Below are 19015 nucleotides of genomic sequence, written 5' to 3'. Positions count from 1 at the left end.
GAAATAGACAAATGAAATTATTGAGATTTTTAATGGTATTCTTACTGAGTTTAATGTTAGTAGGATGCGAGGCGGATGACACATCTTTAAATAACAGCTTATTAGGAGCAGTAAAAGGCAGTACGACAACTACAGATTCTTCTGTAAATAATATACCGGAGTATAGCGGTGAAGATTTTGTAGCTTTAAACAACAATGTACCTAATTTTGACGAAAAAGATAAAACAACAACATCTTTTGAAACATATAGCCCGCTTGACAGCCTTGGCAGATGTGGTGAGGCATATGCAAATATAGGTAGAGATTTAATGCCTACTCAAAAAAGAGGCGATATAAGTAGTGTAAAACCAAGTGGATGGTTAAACAAAAAATACGACACTAGCTTAGTTGATGGTGGATATATCTACAATAGATGTCACCTTATAGGACATCAGCTTGCAGGAGAAGATGCCAACGAGAGAAACTTAATTACAGGAACTAGATACTTCAACGTTGATGGAATGTTGCCGTTTGAAAATATGATTGCCGACTATGTAAAAGAAACAAATAACCACGTATTATTCAGAGTTACTCCAGTTTATGATGGTGACAACTTAGTTGCAAAAGGTGTTCAAATGGAAGCTTATTCTGTTGAAGATGACGGTGAAGGTGTAATGTTCAATGTATTTGTTTATAATGTTCAGCCTGGAATCGAAATTGACTATGCTACAGGTGAGAGCTGGTTAAGTGGAGAGGAAAGACCTGCACAAACTACAAATAATAAAAATAATTCAAATAGCAATAAATCTAATAATGTAGATAATAAACAATCAACTAATAGTAGTCAAAATAATAGTGTTAATAACAGTAATAATAGCACTAGCAACAATAAAAACACTAATACTAGCACTAATAGTAATGCTAATGCTAGCACTAGCAATAAAAACAATAACATTAGCAACAATTCTAATTCAAACCAACAAGTATCAGGCGTGATAAGAGGAAACTCAAAATCAAAAATATATCACTGCCCAGGTCAAGCAAATTATGACGATATGAAAGATTCTGCTAATCTTGTTGTATTCAATAGTGAGCAAGATGCGATAAACGCTGGATATAGAAAAGCTAAGAGATAGATTATTAAAATACCCTATACGCAAAGCACATGGGATGCTTTTGTATAGGGCTTTTTAATTTCAAACTTATTATCTAAACAATATACTAAGTCATTGGCGTTATGAATGTAGTAAATAACTTATATTTACAATTCACTTTTAAAATCTTCTACAAAATCTATAAATTTCTTTATTGAAAAATTATACTTAGTACTTTTGTGTTTTGCTAAAACAACGGACAATTTTATACTTGGATCTAGTGAAATTGTGTTTATATTTTTCTTGTGAAATACTTCAAAATTGCTCTTTGGAAGCAAGCTAATTCCTTCATTTATAGAGACAGAGCCGAGGATGGATTCTGTTCTAGCAGTCTTTATTATATTTGCGTTTATGTTATGATTTTTTAGCTCATTTATGCAAAGTTGATAAATCGATGTATAAGGGTTCATCAAGATAAAGTCCTCGTCAGCAATATCATAAAAAGTGAGTTTATTATATTGTGAAAATCTATGATTTGATGAAAGTGTGACAACAAGTTCATCCTGTGTAAGGAGGTAAGTTGTAAAATTCGCTTTATCAAACATAGCCTCTCTTGCAATTATCAAGTCGTATTTATTTTTTTCTATCCCCTCAATAAGTTTATCATCTTCAACCTCAGTAATTTGAAGGTCTATATTTGGGTTTTGTCTTTTAAAATTGTTAAATAACTCGTTTAAATTATACTGAGTTTGGATTGGAAGAACTGCAATATGTAGTTTATTTTCGTGAGTAGTTTTGAAGTTTTCGACATTTTTTAATGTATTTTGATAATGTTTTACTAATTGTTTTGCCTCATTATAAAAAAATTCCCCAGCTTGTGTTAAAGTTGCACTTCGAGATGACCTATCAAAAAGTTTTAAATCTAGCTCCTTTTCAAGTTTCATAATATGCTTAGACAGGCTAGACTGTGAAATATTCATTTTGTAAGCAGCATCAAAAAAAGTATCACTTTCTACAACAGCAATAAAATAATTTAGTTGTTCAAAAGTCATGATATCCCCCTAATTTAAATATATTTAAAGTTGATAAATTCATAATTATCATCTTTTATTTGAATGTTTCATTTTCTGAATGAATTATAACATAAGTCGAATTGATTTTCTATATTGCAGATTTTAAACTGATAATTAAGGTAGAAAATTAAATTAATTAAATGTAGAGAACTGAAAAATTAATATAGAAAATTGCAAAGAGAAGGAAATTTATAAGTATAAAAGTATATTTAATATAGGAGGAAAGATGAATAAAGTAAGGGATTTGAGAAGTGCATTAGAATTATTGCAAAAGGAAGAAAATCAATTAATAGATACGGATGTAGAAGTTGATCCAATGGCGGAACTTTCTGGAGTATATCGCCACGTTGGGGCGGGCGGAACAGTACAAAGACCGACAAAAGAAGGACCAGCTATGATATTTAACAACGTAAAAGGGCATAAAGATGCGAGAGTTTTGATAGGGCTTTTGGCAAGTAGAAAAAGAGTGGCAATGCTTTTGGGCGAAAAACCTGAGAATTTGGGAAAACTTCTTTATAAAAGTGTCGATAATCCAATACCACCAGTGCTTACAGATAAGAAACCACTTTGCCAAGAAGTCGTTCATAAGTCAACTGATGAGGATTTTGATTTATATAAATTAGTTCCAGCACCGACAAACACGCCAGATGATGCCGGACCATACATAACACTTGGGATGTGTTATGCAACACATCCTGAAACAGGATGCAGTGATGTAACAATCCACCGTCTATGTATACAAAGTAAAGATGAATTATCAATATTCTTTACACCAGGGGCTAGACATATAGGTGCAATGGCGGAAAGAGCAGAGCAATTAGGACAAAGGCTACCTATTTCGATAAGCATAGGCGTTGACCCTGCAATCGAAATCGGCTCATGCTTTGAACCACCGACAACGCCAATGGGTTATGATGAGCTTGCAGTTGCAGGTGCACTTAGGGGAGAGGCTGTTGAGCTTTGCAAGTGCTTAACTGTCAACGAAAGAGCTATTGCAAATGCTGAGTATGTTATAGAAGGTGAAGTAATTCCAAATGTAAGAGTAAAAGAAGATCAAAACAGTAACACAGGGTATGCAATGCCAGAGTTTCCGGGGTATACAGGGCCGGCAAGCGACCAATGCTGGATGATTAAAGTAAGTGCAGTAACTCACAGAAAAAATCCAATTATGCAAACTTGCATAGGTCCTAGCGAAGAACACGTATCTATGGCGGGAATTCCAACAGAGGCGAGCATATATGGAATGGTCGAAAAAGCAATGCCGGGCAGACTACAAAATGTGTATTGTTCATCAGCAGGCGGAGGAAAATACATGGCAGTACTTCAATTTAAAAAATCTGTTGCAAGTGATGAAGGACGACAAAGACAAGCAGCATTGTTGGCGTTTTCAGCATTTAGCGAGTTGAAAAACATATTTATAGTTGATGAAGATGTCGACTGTTTTGATATGAATGATGTTTTGTGGGCGATGAACACTAGATTCCAGGGAGATGTCGATATTATCACAATTCCAGGAGTGAGATGCCATCCACTAGACCCATCAAACGACCCTAGTTTTTCACCAAGCATAAGGGACCATGGAATAGCTTGCAAAACTATTTTCGATTGTACTGTTCCATTTGACCAAAAAGATAGATTTAAAAGGGCTAGATTTATGGAAGTCAACCCTAATCGTTGGTTATAGGATAAGGATTTAGGTTATATGAAAAGTTTAAATCACGAAATAGATAACTTGAAATAGATAACTTAAAATATATAAAATGAGAAAAAATATAACACTTGAATAATTAATAGTAAAATTTAGATTATTTAGGATTTAATAATAGAAATAAAAATACATTAAATAATTGAGGCAAACGGAAAAATAAATAATAATAACGCTAATAAAAAATTATATTAAAGCGATGAAAAGCTAGTAAAAAGATAATAAAAATCTAGTGAAAATCTAATAAAAGTTTAGTGGAAATATAATAAAAATCTAATAAAAAGCTAGTAAAAGGAGATTGTAAGATGGAGAAAAATATCATAGTGGCGGCGACTGGGGCGAGTGGACTACCGCTATTAGTTCAATGTTTAAAAATTATAAAAGAAAACGACGATTTTAAGTCGTATCTAATAATGAGTGACAGTGCAAAACTCACACTAAAACAAGAAACTAATTATTCATTAGAAGATGTGTATAGCTATGCAGATTTTGTACTAGATCAAAATGATATAGGAGCAGGACCAGCTAGTGGCTCATTCAAAACGCATGGGATGTTGATTGTACCATGTAGTATGAAGACAATCGCCGGAATTAACAGTGGTTATGGGGAAAACTTAATACTTAGAGCGGCCGATGTAACAATAAAAGAACAAAGAACTTTAGTCATAGCTGCGAGGGAGACTCCACTTAGCCCAATCCATCTTAGAAATATGTACGAACTTTCACAAATGCAAGGTGTGAGAATAATTCCACCTATGATGACATTTTACAATCTACCAAAAGATATAGACGAGATGATGTACCATATCGGTGCGAAACTATTAGAACCATTTGGTATTGAGGCAAAGGAGTATAGACGATGGACGGGACTTTATACGAAAAAAAGTTGTCATTTTCAATAATCAAGTTACACGTATTAAAACTTGGCGATGACTATAATATAATGATTTTTGGCGGAGAAAAGCCCCACATAGGCACAAGCGTACTTTCTGTACCGAGGTTGTCTTTAAGTGGCGACAACACAATAAGCGCAACATCATCTGTAATAAATATGATAGGTCACAAAGACGAGTACATATGCAGATACGTTGCAGAAACAGTATGTAAAAAGAAAAATGCAGTTGTACTTTGCTCAGGCGGGTTTCATGTCGACAATATAACTAAAGATATGATAGATGAAGTATTAAAATCAGTCAAAGAATTGGCTGATATGATTTAGTTTATAATTTTTATATGCATTTTAGAAATGATTTAATTAAAAATTACAAACTATAAGCTAATAAATCATAAGTTAAAAAATCCCCTATAGATTAGGCGCTAAAAATGTCTATCTCTATAGGGGATTTTTATGTGATGATGTTTGTATGTATTCGTTATGGTATAATTATATAAAATAAGACGATAATAGAAAAATGGAATAATGTATCTTTTAGAGAGGAGGAAATTGTATGGGGTTATATTTAAATAGTGATAGATCATTAAAAAATTATGAAGAACTATACAGAAGTGATTACTTTGTAGACAAATCTTTAATAATAGAACGTTTAAATAAAATTATCGGAAAACGAAGTAAATATCTATGCATAACAAGACCTAGAAGGTTTGGAAAAACAAGTGTTGCAGATATGGTAGCTGCATACTATTCAAAAGCAGTGGATTCAAAAGATATTTTTGATAATTTGAATATAAGTAAGGTGAATAGTTACGAGGAAAATTTAAATAAATACAACTTGAACTATGGTATAACGGATATACTACAGCAAATGGAGTAAAAATTTATAACCCACGTTCTGTAATAAAAGCGCTTAGGGATAAATCTTTTGGTTATGTATCAGAAATAATCGAAAATTCTAGAACAATGTTGAAAGCGACTGTAAACAAAGATACAGAAACAGTAGAAAAAATCCTACATGATATTCATAATTCTGAAATACCAATTCTTCAATACAACGACGAAAACAGTCTATCTTGTGTAGTCACACTTGCATATTTATCTGCAAGAGATACTTACAGAGTTGAGAGGGAAGAAAAAACGGGTAAAGGATACGCAGATTTTACGTTCCACCCAAGACGAAAAAATGACACAGCATTTATAGTAGAACTTAAAAAAGACGAGGTGCCAGAAGTTGCTATAAAGCAAATTAAAGAAAAGGAATATATTCAAAAGTTTAAAGTAGAAAACGAAGGCAAAGAGGTACTGGCAGTTGCAATATGTTATGATTCAAAAAGTAAAGAGCATCATTGCAAGATCGAGGCAATATAATGATTTTTATATAGATGATAGATATAGACTTAAAAGTCGATATTTATCACTTTTTTAATTCTAAGGAAATTATATATTTATACATAAAATAAAGATCTATAAACAATTTATTCTAAATGTTATAATATTTAAAAAAATAGAGGAATATAAAGGGGTATTTATGGAGGATAATAACAAATTAATAATAAATTCAAAACAAGGTAATTTATTAAATGAATTAAAAAAGAACTTAAAAGAATGTGAGAGATTTTATTTTAGTGTAGCTTTTATAAATTACAGCGGTCTACAGTTATTATTAGATACGTTTAAAGAACTTGAAATGAAAGGTGTAAAAGGACAAATAATTACAACTACATATTTAAATTTTACAGAACCAAAGGCATTAGAAAGACTTCAAGAGTTCGAAAACATAGATTTAAAAGTATTTATTGCAAATAAAGATATAGGTTTCCACACAAAAGCATACATATTTGAAAATAAGAACGATTATAAAATTATAATAGGTTCATCGAATCTTACTCAAAGTGCATTAAAAAGCAATATAGAGTGGAATGTAAGAATAATTTCAAAAGAAGACGCACCATTTATAAAAGATGTATTAAAAGAATACGATAATCTGTGGAATATGAGTTCAGAATTAAATGACGATGTTCTTCAAAAGTACATGTTATTTTTAAATGAGATTAAAAAAATGGAAGTAAAACGACAATTAGTATTTGAAAGTTTACAAACTATACAGCCTAATAAAATGCAATTAAGGGCTATGGAAAATTTAAATAGACTTAGGGAACATGGGGAAAGCAAGGCATTAGTAATTGCAGCTACTGGAACAGGGAAGACTTATATGTCGGCTTTTGATGTAAAGCAGTTTAATCCAAAGAAGATGCTTTTTATAGTTCATAGGGAAGAAATTTTAAAAAAGGCAAAAGAAACATTTGATAAAGTTTTAAAGGAAAGAAATATAAAAACCGGATTATTTACAGGTAATAAAAAAGAATACGATGCTGATTATTTATTTGCAACTGTTCAAACAATGAATAGATATTATGAAGAATTTGATAAAACTTATTTCGACTATATTGTGGTTGATGAGGCCCACCATGCTGCGAGTGATTCATATGTAAATATTATGGAATATTTTAATCCAAAATTTACATTAGGTATGACAGCAACACCTGAAAGAGGGGATAGTTTAAGCGTATTTGACTTATTCGACAACAATGTAGCATTAGAGGTTAGATTGTATGAAGCTTTAGAAGATGACTTAGTTATACCATTTCACTATTTTGGAATAACAGACATAGACGGAGTAGACTTACAAGGAGTAAATTTAGATGATATATCTGAAGTTGCAAGTCGTCTTATGATAAATAGAAGAGTAGATTTCATAATTGATAAGATGAATTTTTACGGTTATGATGGTAAGTTTAGAAAATTACTGGGATTCTGTGTAAGTATAGAACATGCTCAATATATGGCAGATGAATTTACAAAAATAGGTATAAAAAGTGTTGTACTTAGCGGAAGAGACTCCGTAGCTACAAGAAAGAAATATATAGCAAAATTACAAAGTGATAAAGATGATTTACAGGCTATTTTTACAGTAGATATATTTAATGAAGGTATTGACATACCGAATATAAATACTGTTTTAATGCTTAGGCCGACAAATTCGCCAATAATTTTCATTCAACAGTTAGGAAGAGGACTTAGAAAAAGTGAAAATAAAGAGTTTTTAACTGTACTTGATTTTATAGGAAATCACAATAAAGCATTCTTAATTTCTATAGCATTAAGCGGGGCTAGATATTATGATAAAGATAGCTTAAAAGTAGCTGTAGCGACTGACTTCACAGATGTTCCAGGATGCACTAATATCCAAATAGATGAAATAGCAAAAGAAAGAATATTAGCTCAGATAGATGGAGAAAACTTCAGAGAAATGAAATATTTAAAAGAAGAATATAATCAGTTTAAAAGTTTGTGTGTTGGTAAAATTCCATACATGTTATTAGATTATATAAAATATGATGGAGCTCCAGATCCAGTAAAATTTATCGATAAAGAAAAGACATACTTAGGATTTGTTGCAAAAACTGAAAAAGACGAAAATTTAAAGGCATTACTTTTAGATAATAATTTTGAAAAGATTTTAAAAGAGCTAAATGGAAACTTACCATTAAAGAGAATTAATGAGTTCGTAATTTTAAAATATTTACTAAAGCATAAATCTATTTCTATTAAAGAAGCTAATGACGAAATTTTAAAATATATAGAAGAAATAAATCAAGATAGTATAAAACATGCTTTTGAATGTTTAAATCACCAATATTATGATTCATCTATGATTAATCAAAGAGTAAAGATGGTTGAATATAAAAATGAAATTTTATTTAGAAGTAGTGAATTTGAAGAAATTATAACTAATATTAAATATAGAAAGTATATAGAAGATGCAATAAATTACGGTATTCTGAGATATAAAAATGAGTTTAAAGAAGAAAATTATGGACTTCCATTTTTAAAATTATATGAACAATACAAAATGGTAGATGTAGCTTTACTATCAAACTATAGAAAGATACATTCAGCATTTAGAGGAAGTGGACTTTTAACAAATAATAATGAGTATTTCTTATTTATAGATTTACATAAAGAAGAAGGCATAGAAGAAAGAATAAATTACAAAGATAAATTTTTGGATAGAGAATACTTCCAATGGCAAAGTCCAAATTCTACAACACAAAGTAGTGATAGAGGAAAAAATTTGATTTTTAATAAAGATAGAAAAATTAATCTACATTTATTTGTTAGAAAATATAAGATGATTGACAAAAAGTCACAACCATATATTTATATTGGAACAGGTGATACTGTCGAATATAATGGTGAAAAACCTATAACTATGAAAATTAAACTGCATAATGAAGTGCCAAGTAAAATTTATAGAGAATTTATTCAAAAGGTATAAAAATTAAGGTAACAAAAAAATAAAAAAATACCAAACATATGTAATATAAACATAAAATAAAATAATTAGAAATAAACATAAAATATCATAATATAAACTCATTAAAACACGTTTAATAATATTTGTTTTAACAACTTAGTCATGGTTAGTCATGTTATGTACAATTTGACACAAAAATAAAATAAAATCATATGATATATAGAAAAGCCTATGTATTATACAAAATTAAATTAAAACTACATTATATTAATCAAATGTAAAGTAAAATACATATATAACCAAAAACAATACTTGAAATAAAAAACCAAAAATGGTAATATGTGTAAAAAGGGAAAATATATTATTAAAGGGAGAAAAACCATGAACTTAAGTGCGAGAAACAAATTAACTGGAAAAGTTGTTTCAGTAGACGAAGGTGCAGTAAATGCAATCGTTAAATTACAAATAGCAGAAGATATGATAATAACTTCTACTATAACTATAGAAGCAGTAAAAGAGTTAGGATTAGTAGAAGGAAAAGAAGCAACTGCAATAGTAAAAGTGACTTCAGTAATGATAGAAGATGAAAAAGGCTTAAGTGCAAGAAATAGATTAGCTGGAAAAGTTATAGAAATAAAAGAAGGCGCAGTAAACGCTATAGTTAAGTTACAATTACCAAGTGGAGATGTTATATCTTCAACAATAACAATGGAATCAGTAAAAAATCTAAGGTTAGAAGTAGGAAAAGAAGCAACTGCTGTAATAAAAGCAACTTCTGTTATGATGGGATAATCCTAAATAATTTATTTAAAAATTAGGCTATGTTTTAAAATAGTGTTGAAAATGGATATTTTCTAAGATATAGGATATAATATAGATATATCAATCTTTCGGAGGTTATTGTATGCCAAGTATAAAGTCTATATTAACAGATATACAAACATTACCATTAAATCAAGTTGAGGAATTATTATCTCATTTGGAAGAATTTCTTGTATTAGGTTCTCAAACAGAACAAGTATGTGAAGAAGTTAAAGAATTTAGATTTGCCAAGGGGAAAGTGTGCCCTCATTGCAACTCTGAATCAATATCAAGAAATGGTAAGTATAATGGTAAACAAAGATATATCTGTAAAAATTGTAGAAAGACTTTTACTGATTTTACAAACTCTGCGACATATAGAAGTAAGAAATCATTAGATAAGTGGCTTAAATATGCCAAATGCATGATTATGGGGTTGTCAATAAGAAAATCTGCTAAAATCGTAGGTATAAATATAGCAACAAGTTTCTTTTGGAGGCATAAAATATTAGATTGTATAAGTGCTTTTTTAGGAACTGGTCATGTTGATGGAGTTATAGAGGCAGATGAAGTGTTTTTTGCTGAAAGCTTTAAAGGTACAAGAACTGATAATATGCCAAGAAAATCTCGTAAAAGAGGTAAAGAAATTAAAAAGAGAGGTATATCAAAAGAACAAATTTGTGTAGCGACAGCATTAGATAGACAAGGTAATTTAATAATAGAGCCTTTATGCAAAGGTCGAATGACACATAAAGAGCTTGAAAGGCTTTACAAAGGACATATAGGAGAAGGTTCTATATTATGTACCGATAGTCATAAGTCATATATTAAATTTGCTACGGACTTTGATTTAGAGCACAAACGCATAAAAACAGGTAAGCATAAAGAGGGTATTTATCATATTCAACACATAAATGCCTTACATAGTAATTTAAAGAAATGGATGGGCAGATTTAATGGTGTTTCAAGTAAGTATATATCAAACTATATGCAATGGTTTAAGTGGTTAAGAGTTTTTGAAACTGATAGAGATTCTATAAAAACTAAGAATTTTATTGTACAAAGTAATGTAACATATGCTTATACCAAAGTAAAAGATTTTAGGTTAAGAGCACCACAGTTCATCTAAATAGTTATAAATGAATTTAAAGAATGCTATAATAAAGATAAGTACACAATTGTTATAAAGTGCGAAGAACTATTATTTTAGGGGGAGAATTACATGGAGCAAAATATAGGTATATTGTTTGTAGCTATTGGTCTTTTATCAGCAAGTATAGGTATATTAGAAAAAAACTATATGTTTGGAGTAGACAGTTATGTAGATAAATTTAATAAAAAATATAACGTAAATATAGATAAAGCTACATATTGTAGATTTGAAGGTATTCAACGAATTAAGACTGCAATGAGATTATTGATATTAGAGGTAGTATATTTTTTATTTGAAATAAAAGATTTGAAAATGATGATAATAATGATAGTTATATATTTGATTATTGACTTAATTTTATATCATGTAAAGAGAACGAAGTTTATAAAGGAAGTTAAAGCACAATATTAATATAATGCGAACCAAAAAGTAGAGGTATATGCCCCTACTTTTTTATTTGTTAAAATACATTATAAAATCAACATTGATTTAAAACATAGCCTATTTAAAAATTATATATAAAGTAAAGTAAATTAAATTAAATTAAAACAAAGTATATAGAAATTCCTCTCTAGCGGGCAAGCCACAAGGGAGGAATTTTTTTAAGCAACGGAATCTTTGATTCGTTGGCGTCATGAGCGAAGCGAATTTTAAATCACATATTTTATAAAGCTATCTGGAAAAATCTCTTTAATCTCTTTTTTAAAGAAATCCTTCATATCATCTAATTCTTCTTTAGAATATACGTATTTGCCGTATCCAAATTGACCGTATTTAAATTTTCTATTATCATCATTCATAGGCAATGTAGTCTCTGGATATATTTCGTTTATTCTATTTTTTGCTTTTGTAGTGTATCTATGAGATATCACTTCAAATATAATGCTTTGATTAAAATCTTTTGGGAGTTTTTCTTTTATACTTTTAATTAAATCTCTGTATTCATCTTTCCAATTTTCATAAAGAAATACGGGTGCGATTATAAAACCTATTTGGTATCCTGCATTAGCTACTTTTACAGCAGCTTCAATTCGCTTGCTGGCAGAAGCTGTATAATGTTCGTAAATGTCGATTATTTTTGGTGTATTTATGCTAAATCTAATTTCTGTGTGGTTGTTGTGGTTTGCATCTAATAAACTATCTACATCATTGTATTTAGTCACAAATCTAAAGCGAGCTTTTTCTTCTGCTCCCATAAATTCTATCGTTTTTCTCAAAGAATGAGTATAGGGTTCAAGTGGTATAGGGTCGGATGTCGCCGCACCTTCAAATATAGTTACAGCAGGCGATCTTTCGTCTATATATTCTTTTGCTTTTTTTAAGATATCGTCTATATTGACAAACACCCTTATATAAGGCTTATCGCCTAATTGAGTATTTAGATAGCAGTATTCACATCTTCCCATACAGCCGCTGACTAAAGGCAGTTGATAATTTGCAGATGGCTTACATGTTTGAAATTTTAGACTTTTACGATAACCGACGACTAATGTTTCTTTTCCGGATCTGTATTGTTCATATAAGTTGTCTCCAGGGATATTGCTTTTGATTCTGTTAGAACTTGCATTTATAATTTCAACATTTGGAATGTCTTTTACTTTATTGAAGATATTTTGACCTATTTCAGTATCTAATGAACCTTTTTCAAATATAACCCTTTTAGGAATAAACATTATATCACCTCTTAATACGTTTTTCTTTTATTGTTTGTTTATTTGAATTTTACATACAGATAAAAATTATAAATCTTTAGGTACTATAACGCCCAATCTTTTGGAGTTTTTTATGGCTTCTTGTGTATTTACTTTTATATGAAATAAGGTTTGGTTGTAATCTAAAATTATGTTTTCTTTTGATGTTGCTTTTGGAATATCTTTATTTAAACAGATATATTTGTAAATTTCTCCTTCTAATGCCTCTTTTATAGATGTATAACAATCGTCTAAGTTATCGTCATAGACTGTAACTTCTTCAAAGTCGTATATTCTAATTTCGTAGTCATCACTACTGTGATTTATTATTATTGCTGGAAATTCATAGTTTTCTTCGTACATAATACCCCTCCTAATTATTATATAAGTTAATTATGGCAGTTTTATGTATTTTTTGTCAAATTTTCAAATAATGTGGAGCATTATTATTTTTTTTGAATAGAATATAGTAAATGGGGTGATATTTATGGATTTGAGTCAATATACTCAATATATGGTTCCATTGGTTATTGGTTTTTGTATGTGCATAGGTTATGTAATTAAAACAAGTTTAGATTTTATTCCCAACAAGTATATTCCTTTGATTATGCTAATGGTTGGGGTAGTTATAAATGTATCACTAAATGAGAAGATTACAGCAGAAATCGTAATTGCAGGAGCATTAAGTGGTCTGGCGAGCATTGGTACGCATCAAACATGTAAATGTTTGAATCGCCGAAGAGAAGGCTGCAATGAAAACAAAGCAGATAAAAAAGACATACAAAAGAAACAAGATGAAGATCTTAAAAATTGACAAATGAAGTAATATGTAGTAATTAATCCAAATTCGATTACTATTATTACTATAAAAAATAAATTTAGGGCCTACATTGTATGATCTGATATAAGAGCACTAAATGGTGTAGGTTCTTCTTAATAAGTATATTAAATGGAAAATGAATATCTTAGAAGCCAAATTTTTAAAATATTACTCCATTGTTTACATGCATATACAGTATTTTAGAAAAATATAGCGACAACGACTTTGTACGTTGCTAAATTAAAAAATCTTTATTTTTTAAATAAAGATTTTTTTGTTATAGTTGTAAAATATCAAGAATATGGATAAAATTTAAATATATTTAATCAATATAAACCTAAGCAAAAGACAGAGTCTACACAAATATATAAAATTTTTAAGAAGAAGACAAAGTCAATAGCTATAGACAAAGTGAATTAATTGAAAGGATAGGGAATACAATGACTTTAAAAATTTGTTTGGCAGTAATTATAACATTATTACTTGTATTAATAATTGCATCAATTTTTGTCGGAAACTTTTTTTACAACTTAGCTATAAATCCAAATTCCTCAAAGAAAATGATTTTTAGCAATGATGGGCTAAGTCACCACGAGCTAACACCAGAAGAAGAATGGCTTGAAAAATCATCTAAATTTGAAGAAGTATTTGCAACTTCATTTGACGATCTTAAATTACATGGTTACCAAGTACTAAACAAAGACACACATAAATGGGCAGTGACTGTTCATGGATATATGGCAGATGCATTTAGCCTTAGTACAAAGGCTTTTCACTACTATAACGAGGGATATAATGTATTAGCTATGGATTTAAGAGGACATGGAAAAAGCAAGGGAAATTATATAGGAATGGGATATCACGATGCAAAAGATCTTATAAAGTGGCTTGAATATATAATTTCAAAAGACAAAGAAGCTGAAATATTAATACACGGTGTATCTATGGGAGCTGCAACTGTTATGATAGCATCTTCACTAGATAATCTACCTCAAAATGTAAAAGTAATAATAGAAGACTGCGGATATACGACAGCTTTGGAACAATTTAAATATCAATTAAAAAAATTATTTAATATGCCGTCATTTCCAATATTAAATATAGCAAATTTAATGGTAAAAATAAAATCAGGATACTTCTTAAATGACGCATCTCCAATAGAGGCAGTAAAAGAAGCTAAAGTTCCTATTATGTTTATACATGGAGATGATGATAAGTTTGTACCATTTTATATGCTAGACGAGCTTTATGAAGCATGTAGCAGCGAAAAGCAAAAATTAGTTATACATGGGGCGAGCCACGCACACTCAGAAGACGAAAATCCTGAAAAGTATTGGAAGGAAGTCGACGCATTTATAAATAAATATATATAGAGTATAAACTACATCTAAAATATGATTTATACTTAATAAATTGAGAAAGGGGTTAATAGATGAAAATATACACTAAAAGCGGGGACAAAGGGACAACTTCCTTAATAGGAGGAAACAGAATAGAAAAAGACAGCATAAGAGTAGAGGCTTATGGAACAATAGACGAATTAAACTCTTATATAGGTCTTTGTTATCATTATTTAAAAAATGAAGATAGAGATGCTTTGAGAAAAATCCAAACTAAATTATTTGATGTGGGGGCAGAGCTTTCATCTTTAAATTATAAAAGACTAAAAACCATTTTAACAAGTGAAGATGTAGAAGAATTAGAAAATTTAGTAGATTATTATACATCAAAAGTAGAAAAAATAAACGAATTTATAATACCAGGAACATCTCTTTGCTCAGCTAATTTACATATAGCGAGAACAATATGTAGAAGGGCAGAAAGAAGGATAACTACTTTATCAAAACAAGATGAAATAAATCCTGAGCTTCTAAAATATATAAATCGATTATCCGACTTTTTATATATACTAGCTAGATATAGCGAAGACGATATAATACCGATAAAATTTTAAAATATAAGAAAACTCCAAAGTTTATTTACTTTGGAGTTTTTGTATTTAGCTTCCTATTAAGTATTGGTACTTTAACGCTTGAAGAAAGCACATTGTAATTTAATATCTCTTCTTGTGTCATTAAGAAGTTATCTTCTCTACACGCTCTTATAAACATTTTTGTAGAGTATATGTTTTGAGCTAATAGTTTTAGTGAAGGATGTTCTTTAAATAACATTAAAATCACAGCCAACATAACTATATAGACTTTAAGCGATAAATAGAAAAAGTGGCGTTTAAATTTATTATATTCGCCAGATTCTTGTAAAAATAGACGAATAAGAGCATAAGCCTTCATATAATCATTTTGTGTTTGTAGAGATATACTTCTAACTATGCTTGTCTTTCTAATTCTGTAGTAATATAGTGCGTCGTTTATAACGGCTATTTTATCAGCTTTATACATTAATTGTGACATAACAGCAAAATCTTCAAATTTCATATTTGGAAATGTGCTGTAGTTTTCAAATATTTCTCTTTTCCATAATTTATTCCATAAATAAGAATGAATTAAGTTATCTGGAATTAATCCCTTTAATATTTCATGTTTATCAAATACACCCCTTCTAAACTTGTAAAGCACAGGTTTAGCTAGATTTATTTGTTCGTAATATCTATAAAAATTGCAAATTACTATATCGCTTCTAGTATCTATAGCTGCGTCATATAATCTGCTTAAGTAGTTTTCTCTTACAAAGTCATCACTATCTAAAAAAGCTAGGTATTCACCTTTTGCGTGCTTTAGTGCAGTATTACGAGTTGTTGCAACACCGCTGTTTGCTTGATTTATTACTTTTATTTTTGAAGATTTATTTTCATATTCCCTTAAAATCTCAATTGAGTTGTCACTAGACCCGTCGTTTACACATATAACCTCATAAGCTTCAAAGTCCTGATTTAATATAGAATCTAGACAGCGAGGTAAGTATTGTGCTGTATTGTAAACAGGTACAATAACACTAATTTTTGGATTTATAGTATTCATAAGTCACCGCCTTAATAATATTTTAATAAAGTATATAATACCAACCTTTTAATAAAGTATATCATACAACCCTTATATCTAATCTTACAGTTTTATTACAAATACGTAATAAAATTGACAGTTTTACTTACATAATGGATGAATAAATATATTTTAAGGCTATAAAACTAAGATAATAGGTGGATTTAATGCTTGTAAAAAACTTAAATATTTGTAATAAGTTTAAATAGATGAAATTTAAATTTGTTATAATAATATTAATATATAACTTAATTTTTAAAAATTAAAGGGGTGTTTTAATGATTATAAAAGGCGATTTTAATGAAGCTGAAGTATTTACAGAGAATATAGATAAAGAGACAATATCTCAAATAAAACAGCTTTTAGATCAAGAATTTGTTAAAAACTCAAATATTAGGGTTATGCCAGACTGTCACAAAGGAGCAGGATGTGTTATAGGTACAACAATGACTATAAAAGATAAAATCGTACCTAATTTAGTTGGAGTCGATATAGGATGTGGAGTTTTATGTGTTGAGCTTGGAGATATAGACTTAAACTTAGATAAAATAGATGATTTTATAAAAAACAACATACCTCATGGATTTAATATAAATAACAAAGCAGTAGTAGATTATATAGACGAAATATTGAAAATACGCTGTATAAATAATATTAAAAAGAAACCAGAGGAATTTAATAGAGCATTAGGCTCACTTGGAGGCGGTAACCACTTTATAGAAATAGATAAAGATGATTTTAACAATAAATACTTGGTTATCCACTCTGGAAGCAGAAACATAGGGCTACAAGTAGCAAAACACTACCAAGATGTAGGATATAATAATTTAAATTATAATAATGGTGAATATGAAGAAAAATCAAAAGAAATAATAGAAAGCTATAAAAAATCAGGCAATAAAAAGAAAATTGAAAAAGAGCTTAAAAAGTTAAAAGAATCTCTTAAAATAGAAAGCAAAATACCAAAAGACTTATGTTATGTACAAGGACAAGACCTAGATGATTATCTTCACGATATGGACATAGTTCAAAGATATGCATCTAAAAATAGAGAGCTTATGGCAGAGAAAATTGTAGAATTTATAGGACTTGATTACGAAAGTCTAAATAAATTTGAAAGTATACATAATTATATAGAAGTAGACAAGTATATGCTTAGAAAAGGTGCTATTTCTGCATATGAAGGAGAAGATGTTCTTATTCCGATAAATATGAGAGATGGGGTTATTATCGGAAAGGGCAAGGGCAACCCAAATTGGAATTATTCTGCACCACATGGAGCAGGGAGAATACTTTCGAGGGCAGAAGCTAAAAATAAAATCCATATGAATGATTATAAAGCTTCTATGAAAGATATTTTTACAACTTGTGTAAATGTATCTACACTAGATGAAGCTCCACAGGCGTATAAACCGATTGAAGAGATAATAAACAATATAACGGACACAGTAGATATCAAAAAAATCATAAAACCAATATATAATTTTAAAAGTAATTAAGTGTAAATATGCTTAATTCTGGGTAAAAATATATAAAATACAATTTGGTTTTATTTAGGGGGGATAATATGGAACCATTAGTAGTAATAATACAAGGTAGACAATTTAAACTTAAAAATCTAAATAATTTAGTGGCTTCAATATTTGGAGAGAATTATTTTGATTTATCACAAGACGAAAGGCTAAAAATCAGATATGAAAAATCACATGCTATAAGCAAATTTCATAAAAATCTACCAATAGTGCATACAGAAAAGGGGACATACGGAGACGATTTTGAAATAATCAAAAAAGATTACGACTTTGAAAATGCCTTTATAATAGACGATGATTATTCATATATACTGTCTTTATGTAAGATAAATAGCTTTATGTTACTTGAAGTCAGAAATTCAAATATATTTACAGGGTTAATCGATAAAAACAAGATAAAAGACGATTTAGTAATAGTAAATCACTTTGCAAAAGATATTTTAGAAGAATTATATCATTAGTAAGTTATTGATATATTGTTATTTAATTATTAATAACTTATTAGTTAATTGATTAAGATAAGCTTACAATATAATATAAAATAGTTTAGTAAATATAAAGGGGATAGGTTTACATAATCTAATTACAGTGAACTTATCCCCTTTATATTTGAAATGACAAAAATGTAATTTAATATTTTGTAAAAATAATTTATAATTATGTAAGAATATATTATAGATATTTATTATGATTAAGAATAAAACTTCAGTAAAAAACAATATATTTTAATTTAAAAACATAATAATCATCCTATATAAATAATAAACCTATGTCCATAACCTATACCCAACTTTAACAACTAATAAACATACTTTTTCATCATTATTAAGGGTTCATTTTTGACCTATGAGTGAATAGTTAGGGACTATTGTTTAATCAGCCCATTTTCTATCAAGAGAGACCCTGTTTCCCACTAAAAATCCGGGTTAATTTTCATGTAGAAATAAAATTATTA

General features: G+C 29.2%; 19 protein-coding genes. 15 read left to right on the top strand and 4 right to left on the bottom strand.

Going from position 1 to position 19015, the window contains the following annotated elements; all coding sequences use genetic code 11:
- The first annotated feature begins 11 nt into the window (after positions 1 to 11).
- Positions 12 to 1115: a DNA/RNA non-specific endonuclease gene (locus RDX53_RS04245; RefSeq protein WP_307993759.1), complete on the top strand. Its 1104-nt coding sequence runs from the start codon at positions 12 to 14 to the stop codon at positions 1113 to 1115.
- Between the two features lie 125 nt (positions 1116 to 1240).
- On the opposite strand, the gene RDX53_RS04240 is transcribed toward RDX53_RS04245, so the two are convergent.
- Entirely contained in the window at positions 1241 to 2125 is an 885-nt protein-coding gene (locus RDX53_RS04240; protein ID WP_295779345.1) for a LysR family transcriptional regulator, read from the bottom strand.
- Between the two features lie 247 nt (positions 2126 to 2372).
- Between RDX53_RS04240 and RDX53_RS04235 the strand changes: the two genes are divergently transcribed.
- The 9 genes from RDX53_RS04235 to RDX53_RS04200 all read left to right on the top strand — a co-directional run bounded on the left by RDX53_RS04235 (position 2373) and on the right by RDX53_RS04200 (position 11429).
- A complete protein-coding gene (locus tag RDX53_RS04235) occupies positions 2373 to 3830 on the top strand; it encodes a UbiD family decarboxylase (protein WP_307993758.1) in 1458 nt (485 codons plus the stop codon).
- Positions 3831 to 4156: 326 nt separating this feature from the next.
- Entirely contained in the window at positions 4157 to 4753 is a 597-nt protein-coding gene (locus tag RDX53_RS04230; RefSeq protein WP_307993757.1) for a UbiX family flavin prenyltransferase, read from the top strand.
- Positions 4711 to 5070, top strand: coding sequence for a hypothetical protein (locus RDX53_RS04225; RefSeq protein WP_307993756.1), 360 nt, complete (start codon positions 4711 to 4713; stop codon positions 5068 to 5070). The genes RDX53_RS04230 and RDX53_RS04225 overlap by 43 nt, the downstream gene beginning before the upstream one ends.
- 229 nt (positions 5071 to 5299) lie before the next feature.
- Positions 5300 to 5623 (top strand): AAA family ATPase, encoded by a 324-nt coding sequence (locus RDX53_RS14035; protein ID WP_331606717.1) that lies wholly within the window; start codon positions 5300 to 5302, stop codon positions 5621 to 5623.
- An 86-nt stretch (positions 5624 to 5709) separates the two neighbouring features.
- Positions 5710 to 6114 carry a PD-(D/E)XK nuclease domain-containing protein gene (locus RDX53_RS14030; protein WP_331606715.1) on the top strand — a complete coding sequence of 135 codons (405 nt, stop codon included), beginning with the start codon at positions 5710 to 5712 and terminating at the stop codon, positions 6112 to 6114.
- A 160-nt stretch (positions 6115 to 6274) separates the two neighbouring features.
- Positions 6275 to 9085, top strand: a complete 2811-nt coding sequence (locus RDX53_RS04215; protein WP_307993755.1) for a DEAD/DEAH box helicase — start codon at positions 6275 to 6277, stop codon at positions 9083 to 9085.
- 360 nt (positions 9086 to 9445) lie between these two features.
- Entirely contained in the window at positions 9446 to 9856 is a 411-nt protein-coding gene (locus RDX53_RS04210) for a TOBE domain-containing protein (RefSeq protein WP_307993754.1), read from the top strand.
- A gap of 112 nt (positions 9857 to 9968) precedes the next feature.
- Positions 9969 to 10994 carry an IS1595 family transposase gene (locus RDX53_RS04205; RefSeq protein ID WP_270771720.1) on the top strand — a complete coding sequence of 342 codons (1026 nt, stop codon included), beginning with the start codon at positions 9969 to 9971 and terminating at the stop codon, positions 10992 to 10994.
- 93 nt (positions 10995 to 11087) lie between these two features.
- On the top strand, positions 11088 to 11429 hold the full coding sequence (locus RDX53_RS04200; RefSeq protein ID WP_195929732.1) for a hypothetical protein: 342 nt from the start codon (positions 11088 to 11090) through the stop codon (positions 11427 to 11429).
- Between the two features lie 239 nt (positions 11430 to 11668).
- On the opposite strand, the gene splB is transcribed toward RDX53_RS04200, so the two are convergent.
- Both splB and RDX53_RS04190 read right to left on the bottom strand, forming a co-directional pair.
- Positions 11669 to 12691 (bottom strand): spore photoproduct lyase, encoded by a 1023-nt coding sequence (gene splB / locus RDX53_RS04195; protein ID WP_295762558.1) that lies wholly within the window; start codon positions 12689 to 12691, stop codon positions 11669 to 11671.
- Between the two features lie 66 nt (positions 12692 to 12757).
- On the bottom strand, positions 12758 to 13072 hold the full coding sequence (locus RDX53_RS04190; protein ID WP_195931229.1) for a type II toxin-antitoxin system HicB family antitoxin: 315 nt from the start codon (positions 13070 to 13072) through the stop codon (positions 12758 to 12760).
- Between the two features lie 124 nt (positions 13073 to 13196).
- On the opposite strand from RDX53_RS04190, the gene RDX53_RS04185 reads away from it, so the two are divergent.
- From RDX53_RS04185 to RDX53_RS04175, 3 genes are all read left to right on the top strand, one after another.
- Entirely contained in the window at positions 13197 to 13523 is a 327-nt protein-coding gene (locus RDX53_RS04185) for a phage holin family protein (protein WP_195931227.1), read from the top strand.
- A 464-nt stretch (positions 13524 to 13987) separates the two neighbouring features.
- Positions 13988 to 14902 (top strand): alpha/beta hydrolase, encoded by a 915-nt coding sequence (locus RDX53_RS04180; RefSeq protein WP_295572025.1) that lies wholly within the window; start codon positions 13988 to 13990, stop codon positions 14900 to 14902.
- Positions 14903 to 14961: 59 nt separating this feature from the next.
- Entirely contained in the window at positions 14962 to 15483 is a 522-nt protein-coding gene (locus RDX53_RS04175; protein ID WP_195930909.1) for a cob(I)yrinic acid a,c-diamide adenosyltransferase, read from the top strand.
- A gap of 25 nt (positions 15484 to 15508) precedes the next feature.
- Here the strand turns inward: RDX53_RS04175 and RDX53_RS04170 are convergent, their stop codons facing one another.
- A complete protein-coding gene (locus RDX53_RS04170; protein ID WP_307993753.1) occupies positions 15509 to 16507 on the bottom strand; it encodes a glycosyltransferase in 999 nt (332 codons plus the stop codon).
- 299 nt (positions 16508 to 16806) lie between these two features.
- Between RDX53_RS04170 and RDX53_RS04165 the strand changes: the two genes are divergently transcribed.
- The gene (locus tag RDX53_RS04165; protein ID WP_307993752.1) at positions 16807 to 18027 is read left to right on the top strand and encodes an RtcB family protein; all 1221 of its coding nucleotides are present in this window, start codon (positions 16807 to 16809) and stop codon (positions 18025 to 18027) included.
- Positions 18028 to 18095: 68 nt separating this feature from the next.
- Complete coding sequence (locus tag RDX53_RS04160) at positions 18096 to 18521, top strand: hypothetical protein (RefSeq protein ID WP_195930906.1); 426 nt, start codon at positions 18096 to 18098, stop codon at positions 18519 to 18521.
- Positions 18522 to 19015: the final 494 nt, after the last annotated feature.

Source organism: uncultured Intestinibacter sp., from assembly GCF_902468165.1.
GTDB lineage: Bacteria > Bacillota > Clostridia > Peptostreptococcales > Peptostreptococcaceae > Intestinibacter.
Note: the sequence above shows the minus strand (reverse complement) of the source record. Positions and strands in the feature narration are given on the sequence as shown.

What these genes read in the sequence shown, in the direction of transcription:
- RDX53_RS04245 (WP_307993759.1), top strand. Translation starts at nt 12, where the DNA reads ATGAAATTATTGAGATTTTTAATGGTATTCTTACTGAGTTTAATGTTA.
- RDX53_RS04240 (WP_295779345.1), bottom strand. Translation starts at nt 2,125, where the DNA reads ATGACTTTTGAACAACTAAATTATTTTATTGCTGTTGTAGAAAGTGAT.
- RDX53_RS04235 (WP_307993758.1), top strand. Translation starts at nt 2,373, where the DNA reads ATGAATAAAGTAAGGGATTTGAGAAGTGCATTAGAATTATTGCAAAAG.
- RDX53_RS04230 (WP_307993757.1), top strand. Translation starts at nt 4,157, where the DNA reads ATGGAGAAAAATATCATAGTGGCGGCGACTGGGGCGAGTGGACTACCG.
- RDX53_RS04225 (WP_307993756.1), top strand. Translation starts at nt 4,711, where the DNA reads ATGGACGGGACTTTATACGAAAAAAAGTTGTCATTTTCAATAATCAAG.
- RDX53_RS14035 (WP_331606717.1), top strand. Translation starts at nt 5,300, where the DNA reads ATGGGGTTATATTTAAATAGTGATAGATCATTAAAAAATTATGAAGAA.
- RDX53_RS14030 (WP_331606715.1), top strand. Translation starts at nt 5,710, where the DNA reads ATGTTGAAAGCGACTGTAAACAAAGATACAGAAACAGTAGAAAAAATC.
- RDX53_RS04215 (WP_307993755.1), top strand. Translation starts at nt 6,275, where the DNA reads ATGGAGGATAATAACAAATTAATAATAAATTCAAAACAAGGTAATTTA.
- RDX53_RS04210 (WP_307993754.1), top strand. Translation starts at nt 9,446, where the DNA reads ATGAACTTAAGTGCGAGAAACAAATTAACTGGAAAAGTTGTTTCAGTA.
- RDX53_RS04205 (WP_270771720.1), top strand. Translation starts at nt 9,969, where the DNA reads ATGCCAAGTATAAAGTCTATATTAACAGATATACAAACATTACCATTA.
- RDX53_RS04200 (WP_195929732.1), top strand. Translation starts at nt 11,088, where the DNA reads ATGGAGCAAAATATAGGTATATTGTTTGTAGCTATTGGTCTTTTATCA.
- splB (WP_295762558.1), bottom strand. Translation starts at nt 12,691, where the DNA reads ATGTTTATTCCTAAAAGGGTTATATTTGAAAAAGGTTCATTAGATACT.
- RDX53_RS04190 (WP_195931229.1), bottom strand. Translation starts at nt 13,072, where the DNA reads ATGTACGAAGAAAACTATGAATTTCCAGCAATAATAATAAATCACAGT.
- RDX53_RS04185 (WP_195931227.1), top strand. Translation starts at nt 13,197, where the DNA reads ATGGATTTGAGTCAATATACTCAATATATGGTTCCATTGGTTATTGGT.
- RDX53_RS04175 (WP_195930909.1), top strand. Translation starts at nt 14,962, where the DNA reads ATGAAAATATACACTAAAAGCGGGGACAAAGGGACAACTTCCTTAATA.
- RDX53_RS04170 (WP_307993753.1), bottom strand. Translation starts at nt 16,507, where the DNA reads ATGAATACTATAAATCCAAAAATTAGTGTTATTGTACCTGTTTACAAT.
- RDX53_RS04165 (WP_307993752.1), top strand. Translation starts at nt 16,807, where the DNA reads ATGATTATAAAAGGCGATTTTAATGAAGCTGAAGTATTTACAGAGAAT.
- RDX53_RS04160 (WP_195930906.1), top strand. Translation starts at nt 18,096, where the DNA reads ATGGAACCATTAGTAGTAATAATACAAGGTAGACAATTTAAACTTAAA.